The 10,933-nt window shown below is 45.5% G+C and carries 10 protein-coding genes; 7 read left to right on the forward strand and 3 right to left on the reverse strand.

What is annotated here, in order from left to right:
* Positions 1–93: 93 nt before the first annotated feature.
* Complete coding sequence (locus GK108_RS07650; protein WP_163945505.1) at positions 94–711, forward strand: hypothetical protein; 618 nt, start codon at positions 94–96, stop codon at positions 709–711.
* Positions 712–855: 144 nt separating this feature from the next.
* Positions 856–1,890, forward strand: coding sequence for a DUF6807 domain-containing protein (locus tag GK108_RS07655; protein WP_163945227.1), 1,035 nt, complete (start codon positions 856–858; stop codon positions 1,888–1,890).
* Between the two features lie 69 nt (positions 1,891–1,959).
* On the opposite strand, the gene GK108_RS07660 is transcribed toward GK108_RS07655, so the two are convergent.
* Complete coding sequence (locus GK108_RS07660) at positions 1,960–2,355, reverse strand: hypothetical protein (protein WP_163945230.1); 396 nt, start codon at positions 2,353–2,355, stop codon at positions 1,960–1,962.
* Between the two features lie 279 nt (positions 2,356–2,634).
* On the opposite strand from GK108_RS07660, the gene GK108_RS07665 reads away from it, so the two are divergent.
* Positions 2,635–3,327, forward strand: coding sequence for a type 1 glutamine amidotransferase domain-containing protein (locus GK108_RS07665; RefSeq protein ID WP_163945233.1), 693 nt, complete (start codon positions 2,635–2,637; stop codon positions 3,325–3,327).
* Positions 3,328–3,359: 32 nt separating this feature from the next.
* On the opposite strand, the gene rfbC is transcribed toward GK108_RS07665, so the two are convergent.
* Positions 3,360–3,905, reverse strand: coding sequence for a dTDP-4-dehydrorhamnose 3,5-epimerase (gene rfbC / locus GK108_RS07670; RefSeq protein ID WP_163945236.1), 546 nt, complete (start codon positions 3,903–3,905; stop codon positions 3,360–3,362).
* A 117-nt stretch (positions 3,906–4,022) separates the two neighbouring features.
* On the opposite strand from rfbC, the gene pyrF reads away from it, so the two are divergent.
* Positions 4,023–4,844, forward strand: coding sequence for an orotidine-5'-phosphate decarboxylase (gene pyrF / locus GK108_RS07675; protein WP_163945239.1), 822 nt, complete (start codon positions 4,023–4,025; stop codon positions 4,842–4,844).
* A gap of 50 nt (positions 4,845–4,894) precedes the next feature.
* Here pyrF and GK108_RS07680 read toward each other — a convergent pair whose 3' ends face one another.
* Positions 4,895–5,329, reverse strand: a complete 435-nt coding sequence (locus tag GK108_RS07680; RefSeq protein ID WP_163945242.1) for a cytochrome B — start codon at positions 5,327–5,329, stop codon at positions 4,895–4,897.
* A 74-nt stretch (positions 5,330–5,403) separates the two neighbouring features.
* On the opposite strand from GK108_RS07680, the gene GK108_RS07685 reads away from it, so the two are divergent.
* The 3 genes from GK108_RS07685 to GK108_RS07695 all read left to right on the forward strand — a co-directional run bounded on the left by GK108_RS07685 (position 5,404) and on the right by GK108_RS07695 (position 10,710).
* The gene (locus GK108_RS07685) at positions 5,404–5,706 is read left to right on the forward strand and encodes a DUF4286 family protein (protein ID WP_163945245.1); all 303 of its coding nucleotides are present in this window, start codon (positions 5,404–5,406) and stop codon (positions 5,704–5,706) included.
* Between the two features lie 171 nt (positions 5,707–5,877).
* On the forward strand, positions 5,878–10,170 hold the full coding sequence (locus GK108_RS07690; protein ID WP_163945248.1) for an endonuclease/exonuclease/phosphatase family protein: 4,293 nt from the start codon (positions 5,878–5,880) through the stop codon (positions 10,168–10,170).
* A 192-nt stretch (positions 10,171–10,362) separates the two neighbouring features.
* Positions 10,363–10,710, forward strand: coding sequence for a WYL domain-containing protein (locus GK108_RS07695; protein ID WP_163945251.1), 348 nt, complete (start codon positions 10,363–10,365; stop codon positions 10,708–10,710).
* The last annotated feature ends 223 nt before the right edge of the window (positions 10,711–10,933 follow it).

The following is a 10,933-nucleotide window of genomic DNA, read 5'->3' on the forward strand; positions in this document are numbered from 1 at the left end:
CAAGAAACGCTCGAATCACGATTGATAGCGAATTAAACCAAATCTTTTCTATCCTGTCGAATGTTTACGAATAAAATGAATCAATTAGCAACCATGAAAAAAGGACTTGTTCTCTTGCTGGCAGTGCTGCCATTCTTATTTAGCCGGTGCAGCGTGAACCAGCAAATTTCACAGGCAAAAGCGTTGGGCGATTGCCGATATACCATTGCATCGGCCGATAGTGTGTTTCTGGCAGGAACCGATATTCGGGAATTTCGCAAAATCGAAGACTTAAACCCGGCTCGTTTCCCACGACTGGCAACTGGCTTGCTGACACGTAATGTTCCGCTGGATGCTCGGGTTAATCTGGATATTACGAACCCAACCAATAAAATGGCTGGTATTAACCAGCTAGAATACAGAGTTTTATTAGCTGGTCAGGAGTTATTTAATGGCTTTTTGAACCAGCGAATCGAAGTGCCCGCTGGTGGTGGCCGTACGCGCGTGCCTATCAAGTTGAGTACAAACGCCTATCAGCTGCTGACTGATGCGAAAACACGCGATGCTTTTACGCAACTGATACAAAATCTGTCGGGTGCATCAGGGTCGAAGCCATCCAAGCTGACAATCAAAATAAAACCGACGCTGGCACTCGGTAATAAGGCCATCAATTATCCCGGTTATATTACGATTGATCAGGACGTAACAAACAAGATATTACTTGGTAATTAGCCTAATACGGAATATAACTACTAGGATTATTCCGGATTTTGCCGAAACCGATCAGTAGTGTTTAGACAGCCCCGGCTTTTGAGGTCGGGGCTTTTTGTGCTCTATCGGACCCTATTAACCAATTGATTCAAACAATATAACCTGATGCGCCGAATTGTTTTTACCCTGTTACTTGCGGCAACAACGATGTTGACGAAGGGCCAAAACCAGCTAAAAATTACGCACGACGAAGCTAAAAAGCGGGTCGATGTTACGGTTGATGGCAAGCCATTTACTGCCTATATCTATCCTGGTCCTTCTGTTCTGAAGAAACCTGTTCTGTATCCAATTCTGTCAGCGGGAGGTAATTTCATCACGCGTGGCTGGCCGATGGACCCGCGTCCCGGCGAACGTATCGATCACCCGCACCATGTTGGTATGTGGTTCAATTATGGCGATGTGAATGGACATGATTTCTGGAATAACTCGACGGCTGTTGGACCAGAACATAAAGGGCCATTTGGCACCATTGTTCATACGGGGGTTAAGTCGATGAAGAGTGGTAAAGGTAAAGCCGAGTTAGTGGTTACGGCCGACTGGCTCGATAAAGATAACAAAGTGATGCTACAGGAAACAACTACGTTCGAATTTCGGGGCACTGCTGACAGCCGCACAATCGACCGTACTACCACGCTGAAAGCTGTTGATAAAGACGTACTGTTTAAAGATAATAAAGAAGGTATGATAGCACTTCGGATGGCCCGACAACTGGAGCAACCCTCCAACAAGCCCGAAGTTTTTACCGACGCCCAGGGGGTGGCAACTAAAGTTCCGGCCATGAACAATGCCGGTGTAACCGGTATGTATCACAGCAGCGAAGGCATTGAGGGAGATGCAGTTTGGGGAACACGTGGAAAATGGATGAATCTGACCGGAAACATAAACGGGGAGAATGTCTCAGTCCTTCTGATTGATCATCCTCAGAATGTTGGTTATCCAACGTACTGGCATGCCAGAGGATATGGCTTATATGCGGCTAATCCGCTGGGCCCGTCTGTTTTAACGAATGGAAAAGCTCCGGCTATGAACTATACGCTGCCCGCTGGAAAATCGGTTACGTTCCGGTATCGACTAGTAATTAACTCAGGAAATTCTCCCGAAAAGCTTATTGCTGACCAGGTATCTGGCTTTACACGTTAATCATTCCGTATTGGGACACTACCGCCTGGCTGCTTAACCAATCGAGGTTAAGCAGCCAGGCGATTGTTATTAGTTTAAGTGTACTAAGGCAGAACGATATACTCTTCCGTCGAGCGAGCCCATCCATGAGCGCAGCCTATCGTTTTCGCGAGTGGCCTGATTTAATTCAGCGTCAATTTGACGGAGTAGAAAGAATAACTGATGCACGTGTTGCCACTGGTGATGCAAACGATTGGCATCTTCGAGGTTACGGGCGCTTTGCCGGGCTTCGTTGGTTAACTGCCGCAGACTCATCTTAAGATGGTAGCGCAGAATCATTAATCGGCTTGCCATAGGCAGTTCGGCCGGATTACGCTCCATATGCGAAATTCCCTTGGCCAGTACATTGTTACGTTGTTGTAATTGGTCTGAAACAATCATCCAGGCATGTTCGGCCTGAATCGATTCATAGGAGGCAGTTTTCATTGTGAGTAGTACTGTACGGTTTATGAACAAATATACCAATGTTACTGACTTTTCAAAAGGTTATGTCTTGATATTGTAAAATTTTAATCTGTTAAATAGCTATTCAGCCAATTTTTGAAGGGGAATAGTTCAATTTAGCCGTTCTTATAATTTGGTTGTATTTAATGGGCCATCGTATCATATCAGGGCGATAGAGAAGTCCTGATGAATAGGCACTTTGTAGGAAACACTTTATATTCGTGCCGATACTGCTTTTATCGTGCAACTACCTCCTGACCCATGGACCCTATTTATAAAGCGCTGATTGTTTGTACCAATCATACAGACTATCCGACAAAACCGCATAAAACTGGGCTTTGGCTGAGCGAGGCAACGCATTTTTACGATGAACTGGCCGATCGAAATTTGCCTTATGATATTGCCAGCCCTGCTGGCGGAGTTGTGCCAATCGATGAGAAAAGTCTTGACCGACGTGATAACACCAATGAGAAGTGGTATAACAATCCTGCATTTCGACATAAATTAGAACACTCCTTACGTCTGAATGAGGTCCTGCCGTCCGATTATCAGATTCTGTATTTTGCTGGTGGACACGGTGCCATGTGGGATTTTCCCGAAAATGTGATGTTGCAGGCTATTACCCGGCAGATCTACGAAAATGGAGGAATTGTCGCGGCAGTTTGTCACGGAGTGAGTGGCCTGCTTAACGTAGCGTTATCCGATGGATCTTCGCTGATTGATAATCGTCAGATTACCGGATTTTCCAATATGGAAGAAAAGCTGGTACGTCTGGACGATGAAGTTCCTTTTTTGCTGGAGGATGCGCTTAAGCAAAAAAATACGTTGTATAGTAAAAGCATGATCCCCTTTATCCCCTATATCGAAGTCGATGAGCGGTTGGTGACGGGTCAGAATACACTATCGGCCCGAAAGGTTGGTCGGAAAGTGATGGAAGAAATGTACGAAAAATAGCCAGCAGGGGGCATCCTGCTGGCCGAAAGGAATTACACGGCTACGTGGGGGAAAACGTCACGTAACGTTTTAAGCTCCATATCCTTGTCTGAAACAATTGGGTCATTGATACCCCAATCGATGTTCAAGTCCGGGTCGTTCCAGATAATCCCGGTTTCGGATGCTTTGTTATACACGTTTGTGCACTTGTAGCTAAAAACGCTGTCTTCTAAGGCAACGAAACCGTGGCCAAATCCTTCAGGTATATAAGCCATGTTAGCGATTTTTGCATCCAGCAAAAAGGTTTCGTACTGACCGAAGGTAGGCGAATCGGGGCGTAAATCGACGGCAATGTCGAGAACCTGACCGGTGATCACCCGAACCAGCTTGCCCTGTGCAAAAGGCTCCTTTTGCATGTGTAGTCCGCGAAGAACTCCCTTTACCGAAAACGACTGGTTATCCTGCACAAAATCCATTGGCAAGCCCAGTGAAGAGAATAGGACTTTATTATACGACTCAAAAAAGTACCCGCGCTCGTCTTCAAATACGCGAGGAATTAGTTCAATTAGGCCGCTAATAGCCGTTTCACGAACTTGCATAGAGAATAGTTGACTGATAAATAATACTGGTCTTGCTCGTGCAAATCTACAAAAGCGAAAGCGTAGTTTGTACCTTTGCCCTAATCCTATTTTATTCTATGGGGCTATCAAACAAATATGACATACAACGAATTAAGTAGTCAAATTTTTCTGAAGCAATCGTATCTCTGTGTTGGTCTCGACACAGATCCTCTTAAACTACCCAGGCATTTATTAACTGAATCTGACCCCGTGTTTGCTTTTAACCGGGCTATTATCGACGCTACCGCCGATTTTGCGGTTGCCTATAAACCCAACATCGCTTTCTACGAAGCGCAGGGGCCTCGTGGTTGGGAAAGCCTGCAACGAACGCTGGACTATATTCCTTCAGAGTGCTTCACAATTGCTGATGCCAAACGCGGGGATATTGGCAATACGTCGAGTTTATACGCTCGTACTTTTTTTGATCCATCAGCTGCTGGATTGGATTTTGATTCAGTAACTGTTGCACCATACATGGGCCATGATTCCGTAACCCCATTCTTACAGTATGATGGTAAGTGGGTTATTCTATTGGCATTGACCTCTAATGTAGGTAGCGCTGATTTTCAACGGCAGCCGGTTGGCGAGCAGGAATTATTCGAAATCGTTATCGAAAAGGCGCAAACCTGGGCTAGCCATGAGCAACTTATGTTTGTTGTAGGCGCAACGCAGGCTGATGTTGTTAGTCGGATTCGGGAGATTGCCCCAGATCATTTTTTGCTCGTGCCAGGCGTAGGGGCGCAGGGAGGTTCGCTGGCTGAGGTATCTCGTCGGGGACTAACAAAAGCAGGAGGCTTGTTGGTTAATGCGTCGCGGAGCATTTTGTATGCATCCAGCGCAGACGATTTTGCCGACCGTGCCCGAGCTGAAGCCCAGGCCTTGCAAGTGGAAATGGCCCAGTATTTGGCTGAACTGTAATAGTACTTGAGCACAAAGATCGTTATCAACAACATTTGTGCTCAAGTCAATTAAAATAAGCCTGCGCCTAAACCCCGGAACGGCCACGGAATCATGGCTAAAACAAGGAGCAACCCAAGACCGTAAAATATGGCAATAAGCCGTTGCTTGGTACTAGCATTGAGGGCACGTTTTGAACGGGAATAGCCTATGGTTATGAGCACAATAGCAACCAGCATACCACTGATATGCTCTACCGTATAGAATCGGTATAGTTTATCGCTCATCATACTGAAATCAACTTTGGGGCTGATGAAGTATAAGAGTAAGCCTATAACAAGCTGCAGGTGAACACTGATTAAGGTGAACAGGTAAAGCTTACGATTCCCATCGGTATAATTACCCTGACCCTGCCATTTCATTACGGCTGTCAGGACAGCTGCAACTAATAAAAGGAGGGCAATCCAGCGTAATCCAGAATGTGCGTGTACTAGTCCAGTATACATAATAGAGGTTAATTTTTTGCCGTAAAGAAACAACCAAAAAGCTAACTTACGGCAGTTATTAGCGTTTGATACTTATGATTCTATATAATACGACCTATAGTGTTGCTAATGAAGTAGAGAAAGAATGGCTTCACTGGATAAAAACTGATCACATTCCAACTATCATAGCGACGGAAATTCCTGCCAGTTACAGGATATTACGTCTGCTTACTGAAGTTGATAATGGTGGCGCTACGTACTCCCTACAGCTTGACTTCAACGCCATGGAGGATTATTTTACCTATCTGAATCAGTATGCGGATGACATGCAACAACGGATCGTCGACCGCTTTACCAATCAATTTTTATCATTTGATACGTTACTAGAGGAAGTATAGATATGCAAAAATTCTAATTTGTGTATATATTATGTTACGTAGAAACAGTAAATGTAGCTTTTAGCGTAAAGTACTACGAAAAATAAAAATCCAGCCTGAAATTGGCTGTAATATGGCGTTTGTCAGCGAAGATGGTAGCTTTGTTATACTAATCTTCTATTCGCTGGCATTATGGATAATCTCTACGGGCGATTGTATTTGCTGTTTTTTCTGTGTGTTTTTTTTTCTGTGTCTGCTACCGCACAGCAATCAATAACAACTCCCGGAACGTCTATAACTCAAAATTTTAATACCCTACCCGCAAGTGGATCGGCTGTGTTTGCTCAGAATACCTTAATCGTAGGGGTTCATGCCGAACGGAATGGGACAGGCGTTTCTATTGTAGCTAATGATGGATCGTCGAACGCCGGTAATATTTACAGCTATGGTACCGGTACAAACGCAGATCGGGCGCTAGGTGCTATAAGCGATGGAGAGGTTTCCAGTAACGTAGCGTACGGTATTCGTTTGAAAAATAATACAGGAGCAACGATTACATCCCTTCAGGTTCGTTACGTAGGCGAGCAATGGCGAAATAGTGGAGCGGCCGCGCAATCAATTACGTTCGCTTATCTCGTGTCGGCGACGCCAATTCTAACGTTAAGTATGCCGACCAATGAGGCTGTTCCGCCAGGGTATACAAGCGTATCGGCTTTAGATTTTACGAGTCCTGTTTCGGGAACCTCAGTAGCCGTTGGCCCCATTGATGGCAATGCTATAGTTAACCGGAGTGTTCGAACCAGCTTACTTACTGGCTTATCGGTGCCTCCCGGATCTGAGATAATGCTACGTTGGTATGATGCTGATCATCCGGGCGATGATCACGGGTTAGCTATTGACGACGTATCGATAATGGCGTTGACAAGTAGTTCGCCATCCAGCGTTACGCTGGCGGCAACTCCATCCAGTATTACTAACCTTTCTACAACAGTCGGTATTGCATCAGCACCGGCAACATATACGCTTACGGGGCGGAATATAACCGCTCCTGTTACGTTATCGGCTTCGGCTGGTATTGAAATTAGTAACGCACCTACGGGAGCTGTTTATACGCCGACTATTTCCATAACTCCAACGGCTGGTAACATAAATGCAGTTGTTCGGGTACGGTTAACAGGAGCAGCGGCTGGCTCTATAAGTGCAGTGATTACGCATACCACCAGTAATACTGCCGGGCCTATCAGTACGGCGGTTGCGGTAAATGGCGTTGTGCAAAATGCATCTATAGGTATAGGGACAATACTGCAGGCCCGCAGTTTGCCTAACCGAACATCGACGGCAACCTTGCCCGGAGGTAAGGTTGCTGGCCGCGTTACGGTAAGCAGCCAGTTTGGGGGTAAACTCTTCTACATTCAGGATGCAACAGGAGGTATTTCTGTGTTTAATAGTACAACTGCTGTGGGCAATCAAGTGCAGTTGGGGGATTCGATTCAGGTTGCGGGGCCTGTGAATACCTATCAGGGAGCCAGAGAGATTGATTTTACGAGCTACACTATTGTATCCGGAGCACCCCAGATACCTACCCCCCGACTAGTGCGTATTAGCCAGCTGCCCGACTATGAAGGTCAGCTGGTTAACGTTCAAAGTACAACTATCGGTGGAAGCGGAGCGGCTTTTGCTACCACTACCTATCCGCTGTTGTCGGCTTCCGGAACAGGATTGCTTTTTATCAATGGTTCATCCGAGCTGAATGGAGCGTCAAAGCCAGCCGGAGCCGTAAGCGTTACGGCAATCGTGGACCACATTACCAGCGGAACAATTAATGTGTCGCAATTAGTACCTCGCCTGTTGACCGATATTGCCGGAGCCAGTTCGGTAGACCAGACATGTGGAGGCTCCGTTCTATCGACAGATCAGACGTTCGATATCAGTACGTGGAACCTTGACTATTTTGGGGCTAGTGCAGGTTCTGTTACGTGTACAACTGCCCCTCTCAATCGACCCTATAATAACCAGGGGCCTATTGACGAAGAGAAGCAGACCCGAAATGTTAAAACGGTACTTCAAAAGTTAAATGCCGATATCGTGGTAACGGAAGAAGTCAGCGATGAGGCCCGTTATGCCAGCGTTGTTCGATCCTTGCCGGGGAGTTACAGTTATGTTTGCTCGGATAAGTTTTCGAACTATTTTCAAAGCGACTGCGACCAGATTATTAACAGTGATGGGACAATTGCTGGCCCTGGTAAATACGCTCAAAAAGTATGTGTACTTTATAACCGAGCCACGGTTACCCCTATTTTAGCGGAAAGTAAACCACTGCTTGCCGATAAATATGTCTATCCGGGTTCTAACGCCTGGTCGTCTGGACGACTGCCGTACTTATTTGTAGCCAACATAACGATTAACGGTATCACCAGAAAAATTCATGTGGTGGGCGTGCATGCCAAATCGGGAAATACTACGTCCGATTATGAGCGTCGTGCAAGTGACATAAATGATTTAAAGGCTGAACTCGACCGAAATTATGCCAATGCTAATCTGATCATTCTGGGGGATTTTGCCGATCAGGTAAATAGTTCACTTACATCTGGCAGACCTTCTTCGTATAGTGCTTTTACTGCTGATACTGGGAACTATCAGATCGTGACGAAACCACTTGAAACATCATCCTGCGTAACTTTTACTACCGGAGCCAGTTTCGTTGACCATATTATCATGTCGAGGGCGCTGGACTCGGCCTATGTCCCTAATTCGGCCGCTGTATTCCTTCCCGAAACAGGCATCGAAGGGCCTTATACGTCTACTACGTCGGGTCATAACCCGGTTTTAGCTCGTTTTGATTTAAGTACCTTACCCGGCCCATCAGCTCCTTTGGCCGTAACGTTAACCATGAGTCCGGTAGTGGGTGGTAGAACCACGTTATCGGCAATGGCGACGGGAGGAACTCCTCCATACAGTTACACCTTTAGTGGCCCAGGTACTATTACGTTGACTGGTAATACGGCGACTGTTACTAGCTTGACATCGACGGGTATTCAGTCATTTACAGTACGTGTGGCGGATGCTGCAAACCAACTTGTGCTGGCTACCACCAATACGTCTTCCGTGACTGGTTCTAATGGAACAGGTGTTACCGGAACCAATAATCTTTTTGCCGGAACCGAGGCTGGATTTTCCATCACTACGGGTTACGCGAATGTCGGATTAGGGGTGAGAGCCCTGTATGCGAATAAAGCTGGTCTGAATAACGTAGCAGTAGGCGACTCCGCTGGCTATCAGAATCTTGTATCCTCGAACACCTTTGTGGGGGCAAAAGCCGGCTTCTCCAATACGACAGGAATACAGGCTACCTTTATTGGTGATTCGGCCGGATTTTACAGCAATGGCCGGGCTAATACGTTTATTGGGTATCGTACAGGCGTAAACACTACTGCAGGGAATCTGAATACATTTTTGGGGGTACAGGCTGGCTTTAATAATACGACCGGCTCCAACAACCTGATTACGGGTACGAACGCGGGCTTCAATAATACAACGGGTTCGGCAAACATCTTTATTGGCGATAATGCTGGTGCCGGAAATACAACTGGCGGTTCCAATATTTATCTGGGGGTTAATGCCGCTAATGCCGCTGGCGTAAATGGGGCCAGTAATGTAAGTATTGGCGTTGAATCGGGTAGGGGAAATGTAGGAGGGTCAACGAATACATTTCTTGGGTTCCGGGCCGATGCTGGAGCTGCCAATCTTATAAATGCAACGGCTATTGGTGCAAATGCTAAAGTAACGGCCAACAATTCGCTTATATTAGGAAACAGTGCCAATGTAGGCATCGGAACTACGGCTCCTACGGCCAGACTTGAAGTCACGAGTGGCGTAGGGGGCAGTTCTGGGATTAAAATAACGAATTTGACGAGTGCGTCGCCAGCCAGTATTGCGGCCCGTAAATTCCTGACTGTAGATGCCGCTGGTAACATCGTCCTGGCTAGTCTGGCAGCCGGGGCTCGTGTGGGCGTGTCGGAAGATACAGCAGATGCACTCTGGCAACGTAACGGTGCTACGTTGCAAAACACGGGTGGTGAGGCCGTTGTTATTGGCAATACCATCAGCAAATTACCCGCTGGTTATAAACTGTTTGTGGAAGAAGGAATTTTAACGGAGCGAGTAAAAGTTGCCATTAAAAACTCTGCTGACTGGGCTGATTACGTATTTGCCGCGAACTATACGCTAAAACCTTTAGCTGAGATAGAAGCATACGTACGGAAGTACAAGCACTTACCTGGCATTCCTTCGGCAGAAGATGTAACAAAAGAGGGGTTAGATCTAGGCAAGATTAATGCCAAACTTTTAGAGAAAATCGAAGAGTTAACACTTTATAGTATTCAGTTAGAAAAGGTGAATAAATCTCAGGAGTTAGAGTTACAAGAAGTTAAACAAAGGTTGCTAAAGGTCGAGCAGATGATCCAGGACCTTTTAAAGAATAAGTAGCTTTGATTCGGGGTTAAAGCTATTGAGTTAAAGCCGTAATAGGTTGATCTTTAATTGATTAATAGTTGTCAAAAAAATAAAGTAGGAAAAAAATGCGTATATGAAGGTTTTGGCATACTATATGGTGTAATATGTCATGTCAATAACGTTCTACATGATCTACTTTCTTTTCAGCCATAAACTACCTCTTAAATGAACCCACAACTACAAAATCACTTCCTTACGGTTATTGGTACTGCAATAACCGATCATCGGGTTATACAAATCAAGTATAACAACGTTTGGCGCACTATAGAACCTTATATGGCTGGTTTACACAAGGAAAGCCAGATGCCCAGCCTTTACGGTTTCTGCCGTGATGTGACACCTACGCTCTACACAAAGACAGACAATCGCTGGCAGATTTTTTCATTCAGCGATATTGAAGACATAGAATTAACCTATTACGAATTCAACCCCCACCTCGAATATACGGGGGCTAACGATCGGCTTCAGCCTGTTTACGTAAAATTGGCACCCAACCGAATTTTTAGTCGGTAGCGCAAAGCCAGCTAGAAAAACGTTTATTGATGGGGTTGTTTATCGAGAAATTATTTGATGCCCGTTGCTACGTATATAGGCAACGGGCATTTTATTTTTTGCTTTAGTTCTTTAAATGTGGTGAAAGAAATTATTTGTTGGATAATTTAAATTCAAGGGCGGAGGTAGAAATGAGGAAACGGAAAAAGTGAGTTTAAGTGCTAAACAAAATAGCCTAATAGAT

The sequence above is a fragment of the Spirosoma terrae genome (genome assembly GCF_010435915.1).
In the GTDB taxonomy this organism is placed as follows: domain Bacteria; phylum Bacteroidota; class Bacteroidia; order Cytophagales; family Spirosomataceae; genus Spirosoma; species Spirosoma terrae.

Coding starts and splice junctions, on each gene's coding strand:
- GK108_RS07650 (WP_163945505.1), top strand. CDS start 94: ATGAAAAAAGGACTTGTTCTCTTGCTGGCAGTGCTGCCATTCTTATTT.
- GK108_RS07655 (WP_163945227.1), top strand. CDS start 856: ATGCGCCGAATTGTTTTTACCCTGTTACTTGCGGCAACAACGATGTTG.
- GK108_RS07660 (WP_163945230.1), bottom strand. CDS start 2,355: ATGAAAACTGCCTCCTATGAATCGATTCAGGCCGAACATGCCTGGATG.
- GK108_RS07665 (WP_163945233.1), top strand. CDS start 2,635: ATGGACCCTATTTATAAAGCGCTGATTGTTTGTACCAATCATACAGAC.
- rfbC (WP_163945236.1), bottom strand. CDS start 3,905: ATGCAAGTTCGTGAAACGGCTATTAGCGGCCTAATTGAACTAATTCCT.
- pyrF (WP_163945239.1), top strand. CDS start 4,023: ATGACATACAACGAATTAAGTAGTCAAATTTTTCTGAAGCAATCGTAT.
- GK108_RS07680 (WP_163945242.1), bottom strand. CDS start 5,329: ATGTATACTGGACTAGTACACGCACATTCTGGATTACGCTGGATTGCC.
- GK108_RS07685 (WP_163945245.1), top strand. CDS start 5,404: ATGATTCTATATAATACGACCTATAGTGTTGCTAATGAAGTAGAGAAA.
- GK108_RS07690 (WP_163945248.1), top strand. CDS start 5,878: ATGGATAATCTCTACGGGCGATTGTATTTGCTGTTTTTTCTGTGTGTT.
- GK108_RS07695 (WP_163945251.1), top strand. CDS start 10,363: ATGAACCCACAACTACAAAATCACTTCCTTACGGTTATTGGTACTGCA.